At 59.0% G+C, this 24084-nt stretch carries 25 protein-coding genes; 12 read left to right on the plus strand and 13 right to left on the minus strand.

Annotated features, from left to right (window positions below; all coding sequences use genetic code 11):
- Positions 1 to 10 precede the first annotated feature (10 nt).
- Complete coding sequence (preA, locus tag ACR0FB_RS09305; RefSeq protein WP_171633091.1) at positions 11 to 1315, plus strand: NAD-dependent dihydropyrimidine dehydrogenase subunit PreA; 1305 nt, start codon at positions 11 to 13, stop codon at positions 1313 to 1315.
- A gap of 47 nt (positions 1316 to 1362) precedes the next feature.
- Here preA and ACR0FB_RS09310 read toward each other — a convergent pair whose 3' ends face one another.
- On the minus strand, positions 1363 to 1971 hold the full coding sequence (locus ACR0FB_RS09310; RefSeq protein ID WP_171723449.1) for a TetR family transcriptional regulator C-terminal domain-containing protein: 609 nt from the start codon (positions 1969 to 1971) through the stop codon (positions 1363 to 1365).
- 172 nt (positions 1972 to 2143) lie between these two features.
- Between ACR0FB_RS09310 and ACR0FB_RS09315 the strand changes: the two genes are divergently transcribed.
- From ACR0FB_RS09315 to ACR0FB_RS09360, 10 genes are all read left to right on the plus strand, one after another.
- A complete protein-coding gene (locus ACR0FB_RS09315) occupies positions 2144 to 3394 on the plus strand; it encodes a Zn-dependent hydrolase (protein WP_480489964.1) in 1251 nt (416 codons plus the stop codon).
- Between the two features lie 92 nt (positions 3395 to 3486).
- Entirely contained in the window at positions 3487 to 4941 is a 1455-nt protein-coding gene (gene hydA / locus ACR0FB_RS09320) for a dihydropyrimidinase (RefSeq protein ID WP_152457698.1), read from the plus strand.
- A gap of 55 nt (positions 4942 to 4996) precedes the next feature.
- Positions 4997 to 5794, plus strand: coding sequence for an ABC transporter ATP-binding protein (locus ACR0FB_RS09325; protein WP_480487295.1), 798 nt, complete (start codon positions 4997 to 4999; stop codon positions 5792 to 5794).
- Between the two features lie 91 nt (positions 5795 to 5885).
- Positions 5886 to 6227: a GNAT family N-acetyltransferase gene (locus ACR0FB_RS09330; RefSeq protein WP_480487297.1), complete on the plus strand. Its 342-nt coding sequence runs from the start codon at positions 5886 to 5888 to the stop codon at positions 6225 to 6227.
- On the plus strand, positions 6224 to 7141 hold the full coding sequence (locus ACR0FB_RS09335; protein ID WP_171633081.1) for an ABC transporter permease: 918 nt from the start codon (positions 6224 to 6226) through the stop codon (positions 7139 to 7141). Before ACR0FB_RS09330 ends, ACR0FB_RS09335 begins: the two co-directional genes overlap by 4 nt.
- Positions 7138 to 7983 (plus strand): ABC transporter permease, encoded by an 846-nt coding sequence (locus ACR0FB_RS09340; protein WP_171231810.1) that lies wholly within the window; start codon positions 7138 to 7140, stop codon positions 7981 to 7983. The genes ACR0FB_RS09335 and ACR0FB_RS09340 overlap by 4 nt, the downstream gene beginning before the upstream one ends.
- 59 nt (positions 7984 to 8042) lie before the next feature.
- Positions 8043 to 9032 (plus strand): ABC transporter substrate-binding protein, encoded by a 990-nt coding sequence (locus tag ACR0FB_RS09345; protein WP_152457702.1) that lies wholly within the window; start codon positions 8043 to 8045, stop codon positions 9030 to 9032.
- Between the two features lie 157 nt (positions 9033 to 9189).
- Positions 9190 to 9903 (plus strand): ABC transporter permease, encoded by a 714-nt coding sequence (locus tag ACR0FB_RS09350; protein WP_480619172.1) that lies wholly within the window; start codon positions 9190 to 9192, stop codon positions 9901 to 9903.
- Positions 9896 to 10630 carry an ATP-binding cassette domain-containing protein gene (locus ACR0FB_RS09355; protein ID WP_480619174.1) on the plus strand — a complete coding sequence of 245 codons (735 nt, stop codon included), beginning with the start codon at positions 9896 to 9898 and terminating at the stop codon, positions 10628 to 10630. Before ACR0FB_RS09350 ends, ACR0FB_RS09355 begins: the two co-directional genes overlap by 8 nt.
- 22 nt (positions 10631 to 10652) lie before the next feature.
- Positions 10653 to 11468, plus strand: coding sequence for an ABC transporter substrate-binding protein (locus tag ACR0FB_RS09360; RefSeq protein WP_480619175.1), 816 nt, complete (start codon positions 10653 to 10655; stop codon positions 11466 to 11468).
- 49 nt (positions 11469 to 11517) lie between these two features.
- On the opposite strand, the gene ACR0FB_RS09365 is transcribed toward ACR0FB_RS09360, so the two are convergent.
- The 11 genes from ACR0FB_RS09365 to ACR0FB_RS09415 all read right to left on the minus strand — a co-directional run bounded on the left by ACR0FB_RS09365 (position 11518) and on the right by ACR0FB_RS09415 (position 21079).
- Positions 11518 to 12390: a helix-turn-helix transcriptional regulator gene (locus ACR0FB_RS09365; protein ID WP_171633070.1), complete on the minus strand. Its 873-nt coding sequence runs from the start codon at positions 12388 to 12390 to the stop codon at positions 11518 to 11520.
- Complete coding sequence (locus tag ACR0FB_RS09370; protein ID WP_256367747.1) at positions 12391 to 12516, minus strand: hypothetical protein; 126 nt, start codon at positions 12514 to 12516, stop codon at positions 12391 to 12393.
- Positions 12517 to 12529: 13 nt separating this feature from the next.
- Positions 12530 to 13792 carry a c-type cytochrome gene (locus ACR0FB_RS09375; RefSeq protein ID WP_171723440.1) on the minus strand — a complete coding sequence of 421 codons (1263 nt, stop codon included), beginning with the start codon at positions 13790 to 13792 and terminating at the stop codon, positions 12530 to 12532.
- On the minus strand, positions 13793 to 14989 hold the full coding sequence (locus ACR0FB_RS09380; RefSeq protein ID WP_171633065.1) for a formate dehydrogenase subunit gamma: 1197 nt from the start codon (positions 14987 to 14989) through the stop codon (positions 13793 to 13795).
- A gap of 27 nt (positions 14990 to 15016) precedes the next feature.
- On the minus strand, positions 15017 to 15367 hold the full coding sequence (locus ACR0FB_RS09385; protein WP_171633062.1) for a putative quinol monooxygenase: 351 nt from the start codon (positions 15365 to 15367) through the stop codon (positions 15017 to 15019).
- Between the two features lie 111 nt (positions 15368 to 15478).
- The gene (gene fdh3B / locus ACR0FB_RS09390) at positions 15479 to 16072 is read right to left on the minus strand and encodes a formate dehydrogenase FDH3 subunit beta (RefSeq protein ID WP_010439472.1); all 594 of its coding nucleotides are present in this window, start codon (positions 16070 to 16072) and stop codon (positions 15479 to 15481) included.
- Positions 16073 to 16084: 12 nt separating this feature from the next.
- Entirely contained in the window at positions 16085 to 18979 is a 2895-nt protein-coding gene (locus ACR0FB_RS09395) for a formate dehydrogenase subunit alpha (protein ID WP_171633060.1), read from the minus strand.
- A gap of 105 nt (positions 18980 to 19084) precedes the next feature.
- On the minus strand, positions 19085 to 19273 hold the full coding sequence (locus tag ACR0FB_RS09400; RefSeq protein WP_171633057.1) for a ubiquinol-cytochrome c reductase iron-sulfur subunit N-terminal domain-containing protein: 189 nt from the start codon (positions 19271 to 19273) through the stop codon (positions 19085 to 19087).
- Between the two features lie 57 nt (positions 19274 to 19330).
- Positions 19331 to 19942 (minus strand): TorD/DmsD family molecular chaperone, encoded by a 612-nt coding sequence (locus ACR0FB_RS09405; protein ID WP_480619177.1) that lies wholly within the window; start codon positions 19940 to 19942, stop codon positions 19331 to 19333.
- 4 nt (positions 19943 to 19946) lie between these two features.
- On the minus strand, positions 19947 to 20528 hold the full coding sequence (locus tag ACR0FB_RS09410; RefSeq protein ID WP_480619179.1) for a DUF3306 domain-containing protein: 582 nt from the start codon (positions 20526 to 20528) through the stop codon (positions 19947 to 19949).
- The gene (locus ACR0FB_RS09415) at positions 20525 to 21079 is read right to left on the minus strand and encodes a DUF3305 domain-containing protein (protein ID WP_480619181.1); all 555 of its coding nucleotides are present in this window, start codon (positions 21077 to 21079) and stop codon (positions 20525 to 20527) included. The genes ACR0FB_RS09410 and ACR0FB_RS09415 overlap by 4 nt, the downstream gene beginning before the upstream one ends.
- Before the next feature lie 263 nt (positions 21080 to 21342).
- Here ACR0FB_RS09415 and ACR0FB_RS09420 point away from each other — a divergent pair, with 263 nt between their 5' ends.
- A complete protein-coding gene (locus tag ACR0FB_RS09420; RefSeq protein ID WP_480619183.1) occupies positions 21343 to 23295 on the plus strand; it encodes a 4Fe-4S binding protein in 1953 nt (650 codons plus the stop codon).
- On the opposite strand, the gene ACR0FB_RS09425 is transcribed toward ACR0FB_RS09420, so the two are convergent.
- Positions 23289 to 24017: a hypothetical protein gene (locus tag ACR0FB_RS09425; RefSeq protein ID WP_171633047.1), complete on the minus strand. Its 729-nt coding sequence runs from the start codon at positions 24015 to 24017 to the stop codon at positions 23289 to 23291. The genes ACR0FB_RS09420 and ACR0FB_RS09425 overlap by 7 nt on opposite strands.
- Positions 24018 to 24084: the final 67 nt, after the last annotated feature.

Genomic DNA, 24084 nt, shown 5'->3' on the forward strand with positions numbered 1-24084 from the left:
GGGAGAAGCCATGGCCGATCTGACGACAAACTTTCTGGGCATTTCCAGCCCCAACCCGTTCTGGCTGGCCTCTGCGCCGCCGACGGACAAGGAATACAATGTGCGCCGCGCCTTCGAAGCCGGGTGGGGAGGAGTTGTCTGGAAAACGCTGGGGTCCGAGGGGCCTCCGGTCGTGAACGTGAATGGCCCGCGCTATGGCGCAATCTACGGGGCCGACCGCCGTTTGCTGGGCCTGAACAATATCGAACTGATCACGGATCGTCCTCTCGAGGTGAATCTCGAGGAAATGGCGCGGGTCAAATCCGATTACCCGGATCGCGCCTTGATCGCGTCGATCATGGTTCCGTGCGAGGAAGAAGCATGGAAGGCCATTCTGCCACGCGTGGCAGAAACCGGTGCGGACGGGATAGAGCTGAACTTCGGCTGCCCTCATGGGATGAGCGAACGCGGCATGGGCTCGGCCGTGGGGCAGGTGCCGGAATATATCGAGATGGTCACCCGCTGGTGCAAACAGTATTACGACCGCCCGGTCATCGTTAAGCTTACGCCGAATATCACAGATATCCGCAAACCGGCTGCGGCCGCCAGAAACGGTGGTGCGGATGCGGTGTCGCTGATCAACACCATCAATTCGATCACCAGCGTCAATCTGGACACGTTCAGCCCTGAACCGTCCATTGACGGCAAAGGCAGCCACGGTGGGTATTGCGGCCCGGCAGTAAAGCCCATTGCATTGTCGATGGTGTCCGAGATCGCGCGGGCCGAGGCGACGCGGGGCCTGCCGATTTCCGGCATCGGCGGCGTCACCACTTGGCGTGACGCGGCCGAGTTCATCTCGTTGGGTTGCGGCAACGTTCAGGTGTGCACCGCTGCGATGACCTATGGCTTCAAGATCATTGACGAACTGACGGCGGGGCTGTCGGAATGGATGGATGAGAAAGGCTATTCCAGCATTGATGAGGTGATCGGACGTGCGGTGCCCAATGTCACCGACTGGCAGTATCTGAACCTCAACTACGTCGCCAAGGCGAAGATCGATCAGGATCAGTGCATCAAGTGTGGCCGGTGTTATGCTGCCTGCGAAGACACCAGCCACCAGGCGATTTCCATGTCCGAGGACCGCGTGTTTGAGGTGATGGATGACGAATGCGTCGCTTGCAACCTCTGCGTCGATGTTTGTCCGATCGAAGGCTGCATCGATATGGTGCCGATGGCAGCGGGCGAGGTTGATCCCCGGACCGGAAAAGAAGTTCAGCCAACTTATGCGAACTGGACGACGCATCCGAACAACCCGATGGCCAAAGCGGCTGAATGAGGGGATTGCGACAGATCGTCAAGGGGCCGTTATTGCGGCCCCTTTTTTCAGGGGCTCAGAAGTTTGCGGTACAACGTGTCAACAAAGGCTTCTGCACCCTCGAACGGATCTTCGTTGCCCAGAATTGCACGAACCTGAACATCGAAATCTGCATAGTGCTGCGTCAAGGCCCAGATCGAGAACACCAGGTGGTAGGGGTGCACCCGCGCGATTTTTCCCTGATCCATCCAGCCGGTAAGGATCGTGACCTTTTCGTCGACCAGTGTCTTGAGATCATTGGACAATGCATCGTGAATACGCGGCGCGCCCTGTACAAGCTCGTTGGCAAAAAGGCGGCTTTCCCGTGGTAGCTCCTGACTCATCTGCAACTTGCGCCGAATGTATGCCAGGATTTCCTCCATCGGATCGCCATTGGCGTCCAGATCATGCAGCGGAGCCAGCCAGGTATCCAGCAGGCCGGACAGCAATTCAGTGTGGATCGCTTCTTTTGATGGGAAATAGTACAGCAGGTTCGGCTTGCTCAGACCTGCTTCTGCTGCGATCTGGTCTACGGTTGCGCCGCGAAACCCGTGGGATGAAAACACGTTCAGGGCGGCCTCTAGAATCGCGGCGCGGTTCTTTTTCTGAATACGGGTTGGTGCGCGGTCTTTTGGCATGTTTTCAGCGTGTCTCTTTTTTCGTCGAACAGATGCGGGACGTACTGAAAATTTCAGCTGAACCGCGCAAATTCTTGACTGATACCGAACCCGTGATAGCGTGAGTTTGACCATATGGTCAAATCAAGACATCAAAAGCGAGCCAACTCGCCAGCAAACAGGGAAGATGAACATGGCAGCTCCGGCGCAGAATCTCAGGATCAATGGCGACAGGTTGTGGGACAGTCTGATGGAGATGGCCAAGATCGGCCCGGGTGTCGCCGGTGGCAACAATCGCCAGACCTTGACGGATGAGGACGCGGAAGGCCGCGCCTTGTTCCAGAAATGGTGCGAGGAAGCAGGGTGCACCATGGGGCTTGACCAGATGGGCAACATGTTTGCCCGTCGCGAAGGCACTGACCCGGACGCGCTGCCGGTTTACGTGGGTTCGCATCTGGATACGCAGCCGACCGGCGGCAAATATGATGGCGTGCTAGGTGTCCTGGGAGGGCTGGAACTGATCCGGACGCTGAACGACCTGGGGATCAAGACGAAACATCCGATCGTCGCCACCAACTGGACAAACGAAGAAGGCACGCGTTACGCGCCGGCGATGCTGTCTTCGGGCGTTTTTGCCGGGATGCACACGCAAGACTGGGCATACAACCGCGAAGATGCTGAGGGCAAAAAGTTCGGGGATGAGCTGAACCGGATCGGCTGGCGTGGTGATGAAGAGGTGGGCGCCCGCAAGATGCATGCGTTCTTTGAACTGCATATCGAACAGGGCCCGATCCTTGAAGCCGAAGGCAAGGATATCGGCGTCGTCACCCATGGTCAGGGGCTGAGCTGGACGCAGATCACGGTAACGGGCAAGGATGCGCATACCGGATCGACACCGATGCCGATGCGCAAGAATGCCGGGCTGGCCATGGCGCGGATCCTGGAGAAAGTCGACGAGATCGCATGGTCTCATGCTCCGCATGCGGTGGGTGCGGCAGGGCATATCGATGTCTACCCGAACTCACGCAACGTGATTCCGGGCAAGGTGGTGTTTACGGTCGATTTCCGCTCGCCCGAGCTGGAGGTAATCACCGACATGGAGAACCGCCTGCGGGTGGCTGCCGAGGACATCGTTGACGAGATGGGTCTTCAGATCGAATTCGAGAAAGTCGGCGGGTTCGATCCGGTGAAATTTGACGATGCTTGCGTATCGGCCGTGCGAAACGCAGCCGAACGGCTGGGCTATTCGCACACTGATATCATCTCGGGCGCGGGGCATGATGCCTGCTGGATCAACCGGGTTGCGCCAACCGCGATGATCATGTGCCCCTGTGTTGACGGGCTGAGCCACAATGAAGCCGAAGAAATCAGCAAGGAATGGGCCGCAGCCGGGGCGGATGTTCTGCTGCATGCCGTGGTCGAGACTGCCGAAATCGTGGAATAGGGGGCGCTGCCCCCGTCGCCCCAAGGGCGACTCCCCCGGGATATTTTTGGCCAGATGAAGCAAGCGGCGCAGACCGCATCAGGGAGTTCAAAATGAGTACTGTCATCAAAAACGGAACCGTTGTCACCGCGGATTTGACTTACAAAGCGGATGTATTGGTCGAGGGTGGCGTGATCACCGAAATCGGCATGAACCTGACGGGGGACAAGGAACTGGACGCAACCGGCTGTTTTGTGATGCCGGGCGGTATTGATCCTCATACCCATCTCGAAATGCCGTTCATGGGCACCTATTCCAGCGATGACTTTGAAAGCGGGACGCGGGCGGCCCTGGCGGGCGGCACGACCATGGTTGTTGATTTTGCACTGCCCAACCCCGGTGAAAGCCTGCTGGATGCGCTGAAACGTTGGGACAACAAGTCGACACGGGCCAATTGTGACTATTCGTTCCATATGGCGGTGACCTGGTGGGGGGAACAGGTGTTCGACGACATCAAAACCGTGATCGAGACGCGCGGTATCAACACCTTCAAGCATTTCATGGCCTACAAGGGCGCGCTGATGGTGAATGATGATGAGCTGTTCGCCTCGTTCAAGCGCCTTGCCGAGCTTGGCGGTACCGCCCTGGTGCATGCCGAGAACGGAGATGTGGTGGCAGAGCTGAGTGCCAAGCTGCTTGCCGAAGGCAATACCGGCCCCGAGGCGCATGCGTATTCGCGCCCGCCGCAGGTGGAAGGTGAAGCCACCAACCGGGCGATCATGATCGCGGACATGGCGGGTGTGCCGCTGTATGTTGTTCACACCTCGTGCGAAGAGGCGCATGAAGCCATCCGCCGGGCAAAGATGCAGGGTAAACGGGTGTGGGGAGAACCCCTGATCCAGCACCTGACATTGGACGAAAGTGAATATTTCAATCAGGATTGGGACCACGCGGCGCGACGGGTCATGAGCCCTCCGTTCCGCAACAAACAGCATCAGGACAGCCTGTGGAATGGCCTGCAATCGGGAACGCTGAGCGTGGTTGCAACCGATCATTGCGCCTTCACAACCGAACAGAAACGCTTTGGCGTAGGGGATTTCACCAAGATCCCGAACGGCACCGGCGGGCTGGAAGACCGGATGCCGATGTTGTGGACACATGGGGTCAACACTGGACGTCTGACACCGAACGAATTCGTGGCTGTCACTTCAACAAACATTGCCAAGATATTGAATTGCTATCCTAAAAAGGGTGCGGTTCTGGTCGGGGCGGATGCTGATCTTGTTGTTTGGGATCCTGAGAAAAGCAAGACAATCAGCGCCGCGTCGCAGCAATCTTCGATCGACTACAATGTGTTCGAGGGCAAAGAGGTCAAAGGCCTGCCGCGCTTTACTCTGACGCGGGGTCAGGTGGCGGTGCATGACGGTGAAATCCGGACGCAGGAAGGTCATGGGGACTTTGTCGCGCGTGAGGCGAACACCACCGTCAACAAGGCGCTGAGCACCTGGAAAGAGCTGACCGCCCCAAGACCCGTCGAGCGGACAGGAATTCCGGCGACCGGTGTTTGATCGGTTGGGGCCGCGTTGCTGGCGGCCCTGACACCACTCTTTTCAAGGCAATAAAATGAACACTGAAAGCACGACCCAGCCCGTCATCGAGGCAAGGCAGCTAGACCTGACATTCCAGACCAATGATGGGCCTGTACACGCGCTTAAAGACGTGAACCTGACAATAGACAAGGGCGATTTCGTCAGTTTCATCGGGCCGTCCGGCTGTGGCAAAACCACCTTTCTGCGTTGTATCGCAGCCCTGGAGACACCTACGGGCGGGACGCTGACCGTCAATGGCATGACGCCTGATGAGGCGCGTCGAAACCGGGCGTACGGGTATGTCTTTCAGGCGGCGGGCCTATATCCCTGGCGTACTATTGCAAAGAACATAAAACTGCCTCTTGAGATCATGGGATACCCTGCTGCCGAACAGGATGAACGGGTGAGAAAAGTCCTGGAACTAGTTGATTTGGAAGGGTTTGGCGGCAAGTTTCCCTGGCAGTTGTCCGGTGGGATGCAGCAGAGGGCCAGTATTGCTCGGGCCCTTGCGTTCGACGCGGATATCCTGCTGATGGACGAGCCGTTCGGGGCGCTGGATGAGATCGTGCGGGACCATCTGAACGAGCAGCTTCTTGAGCTTTGGGCGCGTACGGAAAAGACGATCGGATTTGTGACGCATTCCATTCCCGAGGCGGTTTATCTGAGCACAAAGATTGTGGTGATGAGCCCACGGCCCGGGCGGATCGCCGATGTGATTGACAGCCCGCTGCCCAAGAAACGGCCGCTGGACATTCGCGATACCCCGGAATTCATCGAGGTCGCGCACCGTGTGCGCGAAGGTTTGCGGGGTGGGCATTCCAATGACGGCTGAGTTGAATGCGGATAAGATCCGGCGCGCGGCGCCAGGCGATGTGCCTGCCTGCGCCAGGGTTGTTCATGACTGGGCCACGCAAACGGACTGGATGCCCGACGAACTGCCGGTTGATGAACTGGCGAAGCTGATCAGCGACGCATTCGACAGCCGTGAAATGTGGGTCGCCGGTGATCCGGTCGATTGCTACATGTCAGTGGACCCGGCACAGAATAAAATTGGCGCGCTGTATTGCAGCCGGACGGGGCAGGGTATCGGCAAGCGCCTTGTCGACAAAGCAAAAGAGGGCCGAAATTTTCTCTGGCTGACGACGCACCGGCCCAATACGGCGGCGCAACGTTTTTATCGCCGTGAAGGGTTTGAAGTGACGGCCGAGGAACCCCCTGTGCCGCCGGATACCGTGCCCGTCTATCGGATGGAGTGGCGTGCATGAAGCAAGTCATCGCCGTATTCACAGTCATCGCCGCAATTGTTCTGTTCTGGTACGTGGCCTGTATTCCGATGAACATAAAGGGCGTGTTGACCGAACAGGAACGTGCCGGGGCCGTCGTGCAGCCGCCTTCCGCCAAGGACCGGCGTGACATGTCCGAGGTTGGTCTTGTTTTGAACAACACATTCGCCATCCCGGCCACATGGGAACAGGACCGGCCTCGACTGCCGGCCCCGCATCAGGTCGCCATCGAGATGTGGGAAACGACGGTCCAGAAAAAGATCACTTCGAAACGGTCGCTGATCTATCATGGCTGGGTCACGCTCAGCGCGACGATACTGGGATTTGCGATTGGCACCGGCCTGGGGATCCTTCTGGCCGTGGGTATCGTGCATAGCCGCGTTATGGACCTGTCGGTCATGCCATGGGCCATTGTCAGTCAAACCATTCCGATCATCGCGCTGGCGCCGATGATCATTGTGGTGCTGTATTCCGTTGGTATCCAGGGCATCATTCCCAAGGCGATCATATCGGCCTATCTGAGTTTCTTTCCGGTTGTCGTCGGCATGGTCAAGGGCCTGCGCAGCCCCGATGCGATGCAGCTGGACTTGTTGCGGACGTATAACGCCAGCCGGTCTCAGGGCTTTTGGAAATTGCGCCTGCCGGCATCCATGCCGTATCTGTTCACCTCGCTGAAAATCGGGATCGCCGCGTCGCTGGTCGGCGCCATTGTTGGTGAGCTTCCGACAGGGGCTGTTGCCGGTCTGGGCGCGCGGTTGCTTGCCGGCAGCTATTACGGTCAGACGGTACAGATCTGGTCGGCTCTGTTCGCGGCTGCCATTCTGGCGGCATGCCTGGTCGGGTTGCTGGGGCTGATTGAACGTGCCGTATTGAAACGGATGGGGATGGCGCAATGATACTGGTTTTGTGTGCTGTCCTGCTTTGGCTTTTGGGCTGGTGGTTGAACAGCCGGTTGGCCAGCGGGCCTTATGCCGACACCCGAATGGTGCGATTTCTGGCCCCGCTGATCTTTGGCCTGACGGTCATCGGGATCTGGGAGCTTCTGGTGCGCGGGCTTGAGGTTCCTCTGGTCATCCTGCCAGCGCCGTCGGTAATTGCGGTACGGTTTGCGGACAGCCTTCCGATCCTGTGGGCTGATTTTGTGCAGACCATCATCAAGGGCGCGCTCAGCGGCTATGTCATCGGGTGCATCGCGGCCTTTCTGATGGCGATTGCGGTGGATCGCTGGGATTTCCTGCGTCTGGGCCTGTTGCCGGTCGGCAATTTCGTGGCCGCCCTGCCGATTGTCGGAACCGCCCCCATTCTGGTGATGTGGTTTGGGTTCGACTGGCACTCCAAGGCGGCGGTGGTGGTTGTGATGGTGTTCTTTCCGATGCTCGTCAACACCGTGGCAGGCCTGCGGGAAGCCACCTCGATGCAGCGCGATCTTATGGAGACCTATGCCGCAACCTATTGGCAGAGCTTCATGAAACTGCGTTTGCCCGCAGCGATGCCTTTCATTTTCAACGGGTTGAAGATTTCCACCACTTTGGCTCTGATCGGCGCTATCGTGGCCGAGTTCTTCGGTTCACCGACACTTGGTATGGGGTTCCGGATCTCTACCAGCGTCGGGCAATTGTCGCTGGACATGGTCTGGGCCGAAATCGTTGTTGCGGCACTGGCCGGCACGGCCTTTTATGGGCTGGTGGCGGGGATCGAAAAAGTGGTGACCTTCTGGCACCCATCACAGCGCGGATAAAACAAAGAAATCAACAGACCCCGAAATTGGGGCACAACAAGCAACTAGGAGAAATGAAGATGAACAAGCTACTCAGCGGGGCGGTTGCCGCCTTTAGCCTGGCAGCCAGTGCGGCGCTGGCGGCGGATGAGGTGACATTGCAACTGAAATGGGTCACGCAAGCACAGTTCGCGGGCTATTATGTTGCCAAGGACAAGGGCTTTTACGAAGAAGAGGGGCTGGACGTCACCATTCTGCCCGGCGGGCCTGACATCGCTCCGACGCAAGTGATTGCAGGCGGTGGCGCCGATGTGACCGTCGAATGGATGCCTGCCGCGCTGGCTGCCCGTGAAAAAGGGCTGCCGCTGGTGAACATCGCGCAACCTTTCAAAAGCTCGGGCATGATGCTGACCTGCTGGAAAGACGCCGGGATCTCGTCGCCCGAAGACCTTAAGAACCGCACGCTGGGTGTCTGGTTCTTTGGCAACGAGTTTCCCTTCATGAGCTGGATGAGCCAGTTGGGCATCAGTACCGATGGCAAAAGCGAAAACGGAGTGGAAGTTTTGAAGCAGGGCTTCAACGTCGACCCGTTGCTTCAGCGTCAGGCGGATTGCATCAGCACCATGACCTACAATGAATACTGGCAGGTCATCGATGCCGGTGTCAGCCCGGATGAGCTGGTGACCTTCAAATACGAAGACCAGGGCGTGGCAACGCTGGAAGACGGTCTTTATGTGCTGGAAGAGAACCTGAGCGATGCGGCCTTCGCCGACAAGATGGAGCGGTTCGTTCGCGCGTCGATGAAGGGGTGGAAATATGCCGAGGAGAACCCGGACGAAGCGGCGGAAATCGTTCTGGAAAACGATGCAACCGGTGCTCAGACGGAAGAGCACCAAAAGCGTATGATGGGTGAGATCGCCAAGTTGACCGCAGGGTCGAACGGCGCGCTGGACCCGGCTGATTTCGACCGCACCGTCAACACATTGCTGGCAGGCGGGTCCGATCCGGTTATTACCAAAAAGCCCGAAGGGGCCTGGACACATCAGATCACCGATGCTGCACTGAATTGATCTCAGCCTTTCCTTGGGGAATTGAGGCGCGGTCCCAATCGGGGCCGCGTTTTTCATTCTAAATGCCGGATATGTGTCTGTACTCGACCTGAAATCAGAGTAGTATTTACCTGTAAACGAACGCATTTCATACGAATTGTGAACCTCACGGGATAAAATGCAGGCATTTGCATCAGAATTCAGCTCTGCCATCGCGCTGATCTTTGAGGGAGACTCAGAGCTGTGGACGATTGTGCTGTTGTCCCTGAAAGTATCCGTGTTTGCGGTTCTGATTTCCGCCCTGATCGGCATGCCCGTCGGTGCCGCTCTGGCTGTGGCCAGGTTTCCGGGGCGGCGGATGCTGATCGTTCTGATGAATGCCCTGATGGGGTTCCCGCCCGTGGTCGTGGGGCTGCTGGTCTATCTGATGCTGTCCCGTTCCGGCCCGTTGGGTGTGCTAGAGCTTTTGTATACCCCGACGGCCATGATCATTGCGCAGGTCGTGTTGGTCACTCCTATTATCGCGGCATTGACCCGGCAGGTGGTCGAAATGCTGGCCGAGGAATATTCCGAACAGCTGCGATCACTGGGCGTGTCGCGGCTGGCATCGGTTCCCGTGCTTCTCTGGGATGCGCGGCTGGCACTGGTTACCGCCTTGCTTGCGGGGTTTGGGCGCGCCATTGCCGAGGTCGGCGCGGTGATCATCGTGGGCGGCAACATCAACCATGTGACCCGCGTAATGACGACGACGATCGCGTTGGAGACGTCGAAGGGAAATCTGGCGTTGGCTCTGGCGCTGGGGGCAATCCTGATCGGGATCGCGGTGGCCGTGAACGCGATGGTCAGCGCGATCAGCCTGCGGGTCGAACGGGAAGGGGTGGGTCATGCGTGACCTGCTCTGCGACAAGGTGAACTGCCTGAAGGTCGAGAACCTGCAAATCCGCAGTAACGGCAAGGCGTTGTTGGACGTCTCGTCATTGGTTCTGGATGGGCCGGGGCCAACCTTGATTCTTGGCCCCAACGGTGCAGGCAAAAGCCTGTTGCTGCGCTGTCTGCACGGGCTGATCACGCCGGATCGGGGGCAGGTCGTCCAGGGTGGAAAACCGCTGGGCGCGGCACAGAAAGCCCGCCAGGCCATGGTGTTTCAGAAACCGGTTCTGCTGCGTCGATCTGTTGCGGCAAACCTTGACTTCGTTCTCAAGCGTCAAGGCATGGGGCGAAGGGCCCGTAAGGCCCGTATCGCCGAATTGCTGACCGAAGGCGGGCTGGACGGCAAGGCCAGACAACCCGCGCGGTCATTGTCCGGGGGAGAAGCGCAGCGATTGGCGATTCTCCGTGCGCTGGCGCTGGACCCCGAGACCTTGTTTCTGGACGAGCCCACCAGCGCTCTGGATCCCAGCGCGACCCAGATGATCGAACGAATGATATTGCGGGCATCGGCTCGGGCCGTGCGGATCGTGATGGTGACGCATGATATCGGTCAGGCCCGTCGTTTGGCCTCGGACGTGGTCATGATGCAGGGCGGGCATGTCGTGGAACACGGTGTGGCAAAACAGGTTTTGAATTCACCCGAAAGCGATGCGTCGCGCCGCTATTTGGCGGGCGGGTTGGTTACATGAAATACAGAAAGCGGAGAGTGTGATGTTCCGGAAATCAATTCGGGCAGCGGTGGTGGCTGTGGGCCTGTTGACCAGGGCGGTTTCGGCGGAAGAACCGTTTATTGTGGTGCAGTCGACCACGTCTACACAGAACTCGGGACTGTTGGATTACATCCTGCCGTGGTTCGAAGCCGATTCAGGTATCGATGTCCGTGTCGTGGCGGTTGGAACCGGTCAAGCCATTCGGAACGCCGTCAACGGGGACGGGGATGTTCTTTTGGTTCACTCCAAACCGGCCGAGGAGAAATTCGTTGCTGATGGTTGGGGCGTAGAGCGGAAGGATCTGATGTACAATGATTTCGTTCTGGTCGGCCCCAAGTCTGACCCTGCCCGAATTCGCGGCGGCGTCGATGTGTTGGCCGCGCTGTCGAAAATTGCCGAGGTGGAAGCGCCGTTTGCATCACGCGGTGACGACAGCGGAACACACAAGGCCGAGCTGGGCTATTGGTCCGCAGCCGGGCTGGACCCTGCCGAGGCTTCGGGTGCTTGGTATCGCGAGACCGGATCTGGTATGGGCGCGACGCTGAACGTGGCCAGTGGAATGGATGCCTATACGCTGACGGATCGAGCCACGTGGCTGTCTTTTGGAAACCGGGGAAATCTTGAGGTATTGGTCGAAGGGGATCCGCGCCTGTTCAATCAATACGGTGTGATTCTTGTGAACCCTGACAAGCACGCGCATGTGCGGGCGGCAGCCGGCCAACGTTTCATCGACTGGCTGACGGGGCCGGACGGGCAGGAAGCGATTGCGTCGTTCAGGCTGGACGGACAGCAGGTGTTCTTTCCGAACGCCGACTAAGCCGGCCTGCGGCGGGCGCATCCTGACAAGGTAAAAGGCGGGTGAGGGCTCACCCGCTGGCACCGTTGTGGTGTATCGTGCCCAGGCCCGACAGGTCGTAGCCACCGAATTCACGGGCCCTTTGCGCAAATTGATCCGAGCGCAGCAGCGTTATCAGTTTCTGCATTGGCGGATCAAAATATGACCTGCGCCAAATCGCCAGATCCAGCCTCTCGGAATGGGTGGGGACGAAACCCAGGTTGTAAAGCCCTGCCAAAGCCCCCAGCCCAAAGCCGGCCTCGGCCTTTTCGCCGTGAAGGGCGATGGCCAGTTCCTCTTCGGTGCGTGCGCAGCCGGGGGTTGCGTCCAGATCGTCTCGGCTCATGCCATGTGCTTCCAGCTGGCTATCGAACAGGTGTTGGCTGGCCGCACTGTCCTGACGCATGATCACGCGGCGCGATTTGAGATCCTTAAACGTTTTGATATCCGATATGCCCGGGGCAAGAAGCAGCCCGCGCTTGCGTCGGGCGATTTCGTACAATACCACCGGCCCTTCGCCCAAGGCGTCACGCAGGGATTTTTCGTTGAACCCTCCGTCTTCGTGGATATGCAACACGGCCGCCTGTGCGCTGCGCTCGCTCAGCCGTGTCAGCCCGTCAAAGGAGCCGTCGTAATAGGTGGCAAGCCCCGATCCGCTTTCACGCAGCGCCCAGTCCAACAGAGGATCATGGCTGCCTGCTACAATCGGAGGCAGAGGCGGTTCGGCCACCTGCGGGCCGGATCGCGACGCGTTGAGCCAGGCAATGATTTCGGCCCGCGGGAACAACAGCTTGCCCATGGCGCGAACACAGGGCACCTCGCCCGAGGAGGCAAGATCATAGGCTTTGCGCTCGCCGATGCGCAGCAGATCGGCCAGTTCGCGGGTGGTCAGGTATTGCGACATTCAGTCGAGGCGCACGGCAGAGCCGGACGTGGCGTCGGCGGCGGTGAACCCGATCCGATCCAGCACGACAGGGGCTGCCACTGCAATGACGACCATTGCGGCGACCGCGGCAAGAAAGGCTTTCATGGTCTCCTCCAGTTCAGTTCCGGGCACCCGTTGCGCGGCGCAGAAAAACAATAAGATCCTGACGATCCTGAGCTTGTGTAATTCTCTGCATCGGCATCTTGGACCCCGGAATGTAATGGTCTGGCCCTTCGTCGAAAAGAGCATTTATCGTTTCGTCATTCCAAATGATATCAGAGCCTTGCAGCGTATCCGAGTACAAATATCCCGGTAACGTGCCCGCGCGCCTGCCGAAAACCCCGTGCAAGGAGGGGCCTGCGCGGCGCTGGCTGTTGGGGGTGAGGCTGTGACAGATCGAGCATTTCCGCGCGAACTGACGCTCACCATTGTCCATCTCGTCGGGATTTTGCAGAAAACTTGGCTCGGCAAAAGCCATCTGTTGCCGATCGGACAGGGCGGTGACCGGCCAACTGTACATGGCCTCGTCGATCCCGCCAGCATGGATGTTTTCACCATCGACCGAGAAGGCCAGGGCCCAGACTGGCCCCCGCAACGTTGCGCGAAAGTCCTGCGCGATGCGCCAGTCCGAGGTATCGATGACCATTATATAGCCTTCGCCGTCACCCACGGCCAGAAACCGACGATCCGGGCTGAGCGCCATGGCCAGGATCGGGCGACGATCCAGTGTGAAATCGCGCTCTTCACCGGTGGAAAGGTCCAGTATTCGGGTCACTCCGTCGACGGCACCGTAAGCGATCCAGTTGTCCTGTTCATTCAGGACCAGCTCGTTGATACCGAACCCGTGTTCGATGAGCCGGTTGATCTCTTGCCCAGTCGAGATATCCCAAATGCGCAGCGACCCATCCATGCTTGCTGAATAAAGCCGTGTGCCGTCAGAAGAAAAAACTACGGCGTTCACACCGCTTCCCGTCGGTCCAAGAGTTGTGGGCGCGGCTCCGTTCACGGGCCAAAGCCCAATCATTCCGTCCCAACTGGCGGTTGCGACGTGGGTCTTGGACGCTGCCAGACCCACGATCTTGCCCTGATGTCGCCCAACCACGTCGCCACCGGGCCACTTGCGCAGGGTGAAGTCATCTCCCGCCGAGTAGATGGCCGTGCCATTGAAGGCAACGGCGTTCACGGCGGCTTCATGACCTTCCAGCCATTCGGGGGTCCGATCATCCCACAGCCCGACGGAATTGTCGAAACTGGCTGTTGCGATACGCCCGTCCGGGGCTGTGGCGATCCCCATGATTGGGCCGCCGTGTCCCTTGAGTGTGAAGAATTCGGCCAAGGCGGGCAGAGGGATCAGCGCCAGGGCCAGTACCAGCCCCCGCATCTATTCAGCAGGCGAGGCGGCGGTTTTGCCTGCCTCTTTTTCCTGAACTTCTTCCAGCCACAAAGAGTGGTGTTCACGGGCCCATTGTTCTTCGACCTCGCCGGTGCCCATGGCGTCAAAGGCGCCCTCCATTCCGACAGAGCCGAGATAGATATGCGCCACGATGATCGCAATGAACACATAAGCAACCATCACGTGCCAGACCTGGGCATATTGCATTTCTTCCTGCGGCGACATCTGCACCGGCAGGTTCAGGCCCATCATTTGCGGAATACCGGTCGCATTGGCGATCTGGAAGGTTTTGGCAAACAAGGGCATCTCGAACGGGAACAACAGCGACAGACCCGACAGGCTGATGGAGGCGCCCAGCAGGATGCAGGCCCAGAATATGATCTTTTGACCAGCGTTGAATTTCTTTGCCGGTGGATGGCTGTTCTTGGTAAACAACCCGCCACCCGCGGCCAGCCATTTCAGATCGACGCGGTTGGGGATGTTATGGGCAATCCAGTTTACCGTGACGATGATCAGGCCCAGCATGAAGGCCCAGGCCAGATTGTTGTGTAACCACTTGCAGCCCTGTGCGAGGGCTGCAAAACCCTCTTTACCGAAAACCGGGATCAGGAAGTCGCGCCCATAAAGCGTCAGCAGGCCCGTGACGCCAAGGATCAGGAATGACCCGGCAAACAACCAGTGGCCGAACCGCTCGAACCCGTTGAAACGCGTGACCGTACGGCCGGTTTTCTCACCATCGATGCGAATTTTGCCTCGGATCAAGAAAAATAACAGGATGATGCCCAGCATCCCGGCAATGATATAGGTGCCGTATTCGCGCAGCGGTCCGGTGCGGAAGGTCAGCCACCACATGCCGCCATCCTGAATCAGCACGCTGTCTGCCGGACCATGAGAAGACACCGTCACATCAGCCGAGCCATAGCGCAAAGCGCGATACACGTCACTGTCCGAGGCCACACCACGCGTGCCAAGCTGACCCAGCAACCCCTCGGCGTTGCCCTGACCAGTGTTCTCGGAACGATAGCTGTTGTCGACGGTTTCACCACGCTGCCGGGCGAGAATGTCTTCCAGCGTTGTCGCTCCGCCGGTCGAGGTGCGCTCATCCGTCGTGGGTTCAGAGGTCTCTTGCGCCCATGCGGCTCCGGTCAGAAAAATCGAAACGAGCAAAAACTGAATCAGACGCATAGGGATATCCTCCTGTGCATTTTCATATCAGCGGTCAAATCCACCGATTTGCTGGTGAAAAACGGCGCCGACCGGTGCGAGCGCTTCGCGAAGATCATCCTTGGCCGGACCATACACGTCCAACCCCACTGGCGTCAGAAGGGCCAGAAACCGTTCCGCAAAATTAGCACCAAAATTTTGCATATGTATCATGGCATCTTCGGAACTGGCATAGCGTTCATAGATATGAACGGCCGAACCGGTCATGTGCCATTCATAGCTTCTGGCGCCGGTTTCTTGCAGCGTGGCCGCGACCATTTCCGCCATAAGCGCTTCGAACTCATCCTTTTTATCCAGATCGAGGTCAAGCTTCAGCAGCCAGTAAACATCATTGGTCATGCGCGCCTCTCAAATTTGTTTGCTGTGACGTTACAGGAAACGGATCCCCGATCACATCACCTGAAAAGCCCCCCGCAAAGGGCGGGAGGCTGTTTTGTCAAAAGCCGGATTTCAACCGTCTTTCTGGTCGTAGGCCGTGCCCCAGCCCCAGGCGCCCGAGCCGAAACCGCGCGCCACGACGCGTTCACGGTAAACTGCGGAAACCACGTCGCCGTCACCGGCGAGCAGGGCCTTTGTGGAACACATTTCGGCGCAGATGGGCAGCTTGCCCTCGGCGATCCGGTTGCGACCGTATTTGGCGAACTCTGCGGTCGAGTGCGTTTCCTCGGGGCCGCCGGCGCAGAAGGTGCACTTGTCCATCTTGCCGCGCGATCCAAAGTTGCCCGCCTGCGGGTATTGCGGCGCACCGAAGGGGCACGCATAGAAGCAATAGCCGCAGCCAATGCACAGGTCCTTGGAGTGCAGCACGACCCCTTCTTCGTTCTGATAGAAGCAGTCGACCGGGCACACCGCCATGCAGGGCGCATCCGAACAATGCATACAGGCGACCGAGATCGAGCGTTCGCCCGGGTTGCCGTCATTGATCGTCACCACCCTGCGGCGGTTGATGCCCCACGGCACCTCGTGTTCGTTCTTACACGCGGTTACGCAGGCGTTGCACTCGATGCAGCGTTCAGCGTCGCAGAGAAACTTTGCTCTAGCCATTAATCGTCCTCCTTACGCTGCCCAGATCTTGCAGAGAGTCGCCTTGGTCTCCTGCATCTGGGTCACTGAATCATAGCCATAGGTCTGGGCGGTGTTGGTACTTTCACCCAGCACATAGGGGTCTGCACCTTTGGGGTATTTCTCCCTGAGGTCCTCGCCCTGGAAATGGCCGCCGAAGTGGAACGGCATGAAGGCCACGCCGGCACCGACCCTGTTGGTCAGCATCGCCATCACCTTGACCTTGCCGCCCTCGGGGCCTTCGACCCAGACCTGTGATCCGTCCCGAATGCCAAGGTTGTTGGCATCGCGCGGATTGATCTCGACGAACATGTCCTGCTGAAGCTCAGCCAACCACGGATTGGACCGTGTCTCATCACCGCCGCCTTCATATTCGACCAGACGACCAGACGTTAGGATTATCGGGTAATCCTTTGAAAAGTCGTTCTTCTGGATCGAGGCGTACAAGGTCGGAAGGCGATAGGCATGCCGGTCCTCATAGGTGGGATAGTCGGCCACCAGATCGCGCCGCGGCGTGTAGAGCGGCTCGCGATGCAGCGGGATCGGATCCGGGAAGGTCCAGACAACCGCGCGGGCCTTGGCGTTCCCGAAGGGCGCACAGCCATGTGCAATCGCGACCCGCTGGATGCCGCCGGACAGGTCGGTTTTCCAGTTGGTCTTTGGTCCGGCCACGGCGTCGATGGCCGCGCGTTCCTCGGCCGTCAGATCACCGTCCCAGCCAAGATCCATCAGCATCTGCATCGTAAACTCTGGATAGCCATCCTGAATTTCCGACCCAACGCTATAGACCCCTTCGGCCAGCAGGTTGTCGCCGTCGCGTTCCACGCCAAAACGGGCGCGGAAGGTCAGGCCGCCTTCGGCCACCGGTTTGGACATGTCATAGAGGTTTGGTGTCCCCGTATGGCCCATTTCCGGTGTGCCCCAGCAGGGCCACGGTAGACCGTAATATTCGCCGTCGTTTGGTCCACCAATGGCTTGCAGCGTGGTTCTGTCGAACGTGTGCTGGTTGGCCATATGGCTTTTCAGACGTTCCGGCGACTGACCGGTATAGCCGATGGTCCAGAGGCCCGAGTTGAACTCACGCGTGATGCTTTCAACATTCGGGGTTTCGGGGTCTTCCATCTCGATATTGCGGAAGAACCGATCCGCCCAGCCGAACTTGTTGGCGAACTTGGCCATGATGACCTCGTCCGGCAGACTTTCGAATAACGGATCGACCACCTTGTCGCGCCACTGCAACGACCGGTTCGAAGCCGTGACCGAGCCACGGGTTTCGAACTGCGTACAGGCCGGCAACAGGTAAACGCCATCGGTCCGGTCATGCAAAACGGCGGAAACGGTGGGATACGGGTCGATAACGACCAGCATGTCCAGCTTTTCCATCGCCGTCTTCATTTCCGTCATCCGGGTCTGCGAGTTGGGCGCGTGGCCCCACAGAACCATGGCGCGGACATTGTTGTCCTGATCCATGTTGGCCGGGTCTTCCAGAACACCGTCAATCCAGCGGGAAACGGGAATGCCGCGCTCGTTCTGCAGCGGTTTGTCCTTGCCGTCCTTGTCCTTGATCGTGGCGAACTGACCGGCCAGCCATTCAGGTTCTTCGCCCCAGACACGGGCCCAGTGACCCCATGCGCCTGCGGACAGGCCATAATAGCCGGGCAGGGTATGGGAAAGAACACCAAGGTCCGTTGCGCCCTGAACGTTGTCATGACCGCGGAAGATGTTGGTGCCACCACCCGAGGTGCCCATGTTGCCCAGTGCAAGCTGAAGTACGCAATACGCGCGGGTGTTGTTGTTGCCGTTGGTGTGCTGCGTTCCGCCCATGCACCAGACAACCGTTCCGGGACGGTTGTTGGCCATCGTGCGGGCAACCCGCTTCAACTGCGACCCCGGAGTGCCGGTGACACGTTCCACCTCATCCGGGTTCCACTTGGCAACTTCTTCGCGGATCTGATCCATGCCCCAGACACGGGTGCGGATGAACTCTTTGTCTTCCCAACCGTTGTCGAAGATGTGCCAGAGGATACCCCAGATCAGCGCAACGTCCGTGCCGGGGCGGAAACGGACATATTCATCCGCGTGCGCCGCAGTGCGCGTAAAGCGCGGGTCGCAGACGATCAGCGGGGCGTTGTTCTGCTCTTTTGCGCGCAGAATATGCAGCAGCGAGACGGGATGCGCCTCGGCAGGGTTGCCGCCGATGATGAAGATCGCCTTGCTGTTGTGCATGTCGTTGTAGCTGTTGGTCATGGCGCCGTAGCCCCATGTATTCGCAACGCCCGCAACAGTGGTCGAGTGGCAGATCCGGGCCTGATGGTCCACGTTGTTCGTGCCCCAGTAGGCGGCGAACTTGCGGAACAGATAAGCCTGTTCGTTGTTGTGCTTGGCGGAACCCAGCCAGTAGACGCTGTCAGGCCCGCTTTCTTCGCGGATGCTCATCATGCCGTCACCGATCTCGTTGATCGCCTCTTCCCAGCTGATGCGCTTCCACTCTCCGCCCTCCTTTTTCATCGGATATTTCAGGCGGCGCTCGCCATGGGCGTGCTCTCGAACCGAGGCCCCTTTGGCGCAATGAGCGCCCAGGTTGAACGGGCTGTCCCAGCCGGGTTCCTGCCCGATCCAGACGCCGTTCTGAACTTCGGCAACCACGGTGCAACCGACCGAACAATGCGTGCAGACGGATTTGATGTTCTCGACTGCCGTGTTGGCTGCGGTCTGGGCGTTGGCAGGCGTCACGGTTCCACCCGTGGCGCTGATCGCGGCAAGGCCGCCGATCGTCAGGCCCGAGCCACGCAGGAATGCGCGGCGATCGACGGTATTCTCGCCGATTTGGGACAGGATACTTGTCCGCTGGGGGCGTCTCGCAACCCCGTTGGTCTTTTTCCTAAGCATTTGTTTCCTCCCTTGCGCGCCGTGTATGCCACGGCTGGCTTGGTACTGCTGAAGCCGACGTCGGGGCCAATCGCAACCGTCAGTCGGGTGTGAAAACGTCCGATCCTAGAACCGGGTGCTTTCGATGTAGGCGCGTGTATGCGCGGTATCCTGGATGCGGGTGTCGTCTGTCGGCGTTTCGGCCGCTTCGGCTTTTCCGGTCAGGCTGGCGGCGGCAACGGCAGCAGGTGCTGCGGTTCCGGCCAGTTTGAGGAAGTCGCGGCGTGTGGCGCCTTCTTCCTTGGTCTTGCTCATGGGCTCCTCCTGTCCCAATTGCGGTTTGGTGCCCACGGGGCACCGGCGATTTGCGGGCTACCCCGCTGTCATCCGGAACGCTTCGCGCTCGATCTCCATGAATACCCGACCGGCGGTGCCGACGGATGCATAGAGAACCGAGTTTTCAGCAGCTTCCAAATCCGAATAGAAATGTGCGGCCCATGGGCCGATATGTTTTCTCCAGAACGCTTTCTGGTCTTCAAGCGATGCCGGGCTGCCAAAACGCCCAACGATCATGCCTGCCATCATCTCCATCAATGAGGCGATGTTGTCCTCGGGCTCAAACACGTTCTGGGCGCGTGTGATCCCACGCACGGCCATGTCATTGCGGAGCTGCGCAAGGGGTTTCTCGTTCAGAAAACCCGTGAGGTAGAAGCTGGCATAGGGCAGCAATTCGCCCCGACCCAAACCGATGAACAATGCATTGAATTCCCGTTCAGCGGCGGCGGGCTTGGTGACCTTTGCAACCCGCGCCATGGCTTGGATGGCCTGACCAAGATCAGTGTCATCACCGCTGAGGCCCGCCATTTGATCCAGCAGCATCTGGTCGGGTGGACCGGCCAGCAGCAAGCCCAGAAAGTTGTAGAAATCCGCGCGCAGGCGATCCTCGGCTGAAACGTCCAGAGTGTGCGCGTCACTTGCGGTCATTCGTTCATCCTTCAAATTCAAATGTCATTCGACGTGGCGCCGGGGGAAGGTCGATTTCTTCCGGCTCGTCCGCGCGGGCGACGGAAACCGGTTCGGGCCGGGGATCGGGTTCGACCGGCACAGCCTCGGGTTCAGCGCGCGCATCGGCTTCGCTTTCAGCAGCATCGTCTTTGGCCTCTTCCGCGTCGATCGCCAGTGCTTCGATATGTGCCAGCATACCTTTTCCAACCTGATAGGCGGTTTGCATGTTTTCGATCACGCAGGCCGCATCGGTGTAGTCCTCGCCGTAATCAACCAGCCCGTCGACATTGGCCAGAACCGGGTTCAGCCGCCACAGCCGACGCAAAGCACGACGACGCAGGCGATCAGGCACGGCCTTGGCCATGAAGCCCGAAACATCGTCGCCGGGTTGCAGGGTCTCTGGGTCAGGAAGGTTGAACTCGGCGAGGATCTCGGCGTCATCCTTTTCTTCCAGCTCCGCTTGCCGTTCTGCGATCACCTGTTCTTCAAGGGCCAGTGCCTCTGCCTTGGCTTCGGCCTGAACGGCGGCCTTTCGGCGAGACCAGAAATCATCGGGCCGGTTCATTGCAGCGCCTTTCTCGGGGCGCGGTACACGTCCGACGTCTGCCGGATACGAGCATCACCCTTGCCGTCTTCAACCAGATCTGTCCGCTTCTTGTCGCGGCGGCGCTTGACGAAAACTTCGTGCTGATGATGTTTCAGGGTAAAATCGCGAACCCAGGCAATCAGCCCTTCGGTCATCGCGATCTTCTCGACAATTTCTTCACCGGTATCCGCGTAATCCTGCCCCTCGAACGGAGAGGCGGTGATCAGAACTGCATTCAGGGGAGTTTCGCCTTTCAGTTCGTCCCGCAGCACAAGGTACAGCGAAGGCTGCCCATCCGACAAATTGACCATGTAGGCTTCGGTTTCATCTGCCCAGAGCGTCAGGGGCAGGGTGGCCGCGTGATACTCGACCGCATCGCCTTCGCGGCGCAGTTCCTGCCAGTCGGCCGGCCCTGCGCCGGGTAAAAGGGCCACAGCGCTCCAGTTCCACCGGGCCCACCGTGTGACCCCGGGTGTCTTGCGCACGATGACGCCAACCGGCATTTCAGTCTGGCTTGCGGCCTTGGCCACTGGCTCCTCCCCGAAAGGCTCTCCCCTGCCTTTCCAAGTCCACTATGGTACACAAACTAGCTGTGTGCCAAGCCTAAGCTCTACGACTTTGGTCGTAGTCCAGGGTAGCAACTGCGTGAGCAGGTCCTGTGAATGCTTGTGTTTCGTGGCATTTATTGCCGAAATTCAACCCTGTGCAGGAAACGCGGCAAGGGGTTGAAGTTGCTTTCCCAGGGGTACAGCCTAGTGTGCATGGAACCGGGGCGGTTGCCCGAGGAGAGGATATGGCCACGAAACTACTGCTATGTGATTGCGCCGGAACACAGGCAATCGATCCGGACAAGATCGAAAGCGCCTGCGGCGTTGCCTGTTCCAGGTTGCATACCGCGCTTTGTACAGATGAGTTGCAGTCCGCCGCTGCCTTGATGAAAGAAGGTGATACCGTCATCGCTTGTGCGCAAGAGGATGACGTTTTCAGGTCACTGGCCGAAGACCTGAATATCGACGTGCCCGGATTTGTCGATCTGCGCGATCGGGCCGGGTGGTCTGACCAAGGTGCGGATGCGACCCCCAAGATGGCGGCATTGGCGGCCGAGGCCGTTCTGGCGCAACCGGTCACACCCAGCGTGGATGTCTTCAGTGAAGGCACCTGTTTCATCATCGGGCCCGGTGCGGTGGCCTTTGATCTGGCAGAGCGTTTGGCGGATTCGTTGGCAGTGACCGTCATGACGACCGATTTGTCAGAGCCCCTCTCGCGCGCCTATGACGTGGTACGGGGGCAGCTTCGATCGGTTTCCGGTGCGCTTGGTGGGTTTTCGTTGCGTCTGGACGCGCTTCAGCAGGTCGTGCCCGGTGGGCGCGGCGCGTTTGCTTGGACCGATCCAAAGGACGGTGCGCTTTCATCGTGTGACATTGTCATCGATCTGGCAGGAGAAACGCCCTTTGTTCAGGCCCCGGCCAAGCGTGAAGGCTATCTGCGGGCTGATCCCAGGGATGCGGTTTCCGTTGAACGCCTGGCTTTTGAAGCCGCGCAATTGGTGGGGACATTCGAAAAGCCACTTTATGTGCGCGTGGAAGAAACCCTCTGTGCCCATTCCCGGGCCGAGCAGGTGGGCTGTACCAACTGTCTGGATATCTGCCCAACCGGTGCAATTTCCCCGGCGGGCGAGCATGTGGCGATTGACCCGATGGTATGTGCAGGCTGTGGTGCTTGCGCCGCGCTGTGCCCTTCAACGGCCATAACCTATGAAGACCCGCCTGTTTCGGCGCTGCTGTCGCGGATGCATATTCTGGCCCGTACCTATCGACGGGCCGGCGGCACCGCGCCTCGGCTGCTTGTACATGACGCCCACGGGGCCGAAATGATCCGGTTGGCGGCGCGTTTCGGGCGTGGATTACCTTCGGACGTGATCCCATTGGAATTGAACGTGATATCTGGCTTTGGCCATGCCGAGATGCTGGATGCTCTGGCGCATGGGTTCGCTCGGGTGGACGTGCTGTTGGCGCCGACGACTGAACGCGAGGCGCTGAACCGCGAGCTTGAATTGGCACATGCCATTGCAGGCCCCGAGTGTATAGGCCTGATTGACGAAGCGGACCCCGATGCGATGTCCGATCTGCTGTACGGGCAAGCGGTGCCCCGGCCTTTGTCCGATCCGGTCTTGCCTATGGGCAATCGCCGGCAAATCGCACGGCTGGCAGCACAGGCGCTGAACCCGCAGGCTGAATCGCCTTTGCCGCTGCCCGAAAATGCGCCTTACGGGGCGGTTGCAGTGAATACCGACAGCTGCACCCTGTGTCTCAGCTGTGTGTCGCTGTGCCCATCCGGTGCGTTGATCGACAATCCGGACAAGCCGCAATTGAACTTCCAGCAAGATGCCTGTCTGCAATGCGGGATGTGCAAGACCATATGCCCCGAGGATGCGATCACGCTTGTTCCACAACTTGATCTCAGCGATGCGGCCCTGTCACAGCAGGTTCTGAACGAGGAAGAACCTTTTGCCTGCGTGGAATGCGGGGCATTGTTCGGCGTGAAATCCACGGTTGAGCGGATCATGGAGAAGCTGTCGGGCACACATCCGATGTTCGCGACTTCGGATCAGGCGCGGATGATCCAGATGTGTGACAATTGCCGGGTGAACGTGCAGTTCCAACAGCAAGACAATCCTTTCCAATCAAAACCCAAGCCCCGGGTCGTCACGACCGAGGATTACTATTCAGACAGAAAGGATCACTGAAGTTTCAAGGGTGCACCCAGATCCGCAGCGTCGATGCGCGATACGAACGCCAGGATCGCGTCAAGATCGTCCAATGTCATCTCAACCGGGTGAATAGGAGATGGGCGTTCGGGATCGAAAGGCGGTGTCAAACCGTCGATCTGTGTGAATGCGGGGTGGGGGTTCAGGGCGAAAAACGCTTCGAATCGCTGCGACCAGTCGGGCATTGCGCGCAGAACGGCGAAAGAGGGCGTCGACCCCAGGCCATTCATGCGGTTCCTTGGCCCGATGACATGACAGCGCCCGCAATGAGTCATCGAAAGTTCTTCGCCAAGTTGGGTGTCGCCCTCGACGATGTCACCGGACTCAACCTCGACAATATCAAAATTGGCAGAGTAGGGCCCTCCGTCTGCCGGGGCAAAGCTTTCCACCGTGCGCTTGCCGATATCCGACTTCAGCCATTCAAGAAAACGGGCCTGGCGGTCACTGTCTTCGATACGCAGGTGATAGATCACACCGTCGCGGGCAAAGACCGGATCACCGGGCGGCGCGGTTTCCAGCGCCATGACCCCGGCGTCGTCTGCAATAACACGGATCCCGGTCTTGAGAGAGAAGCGAGGAAGGATATGTTGCAACAGGCCAGAGTCTTTAACCTCTGCCGGGGCCGCAAGGCCAATCGCCTCTTGTGACCAAGAGGGGGTGGCAGAGAGCGTCAGGCTCAGGCACAAGAGGACAAAGCGCATGGCTCAACGTAACTTCGCGGGGCGGGATGCGTCAAATGTACAGACAAAGACGGAGACACGTGCAATG

The sequence above is a fragment of the Ruegeria sp. P10 genome, assembly GCF_056534925.1.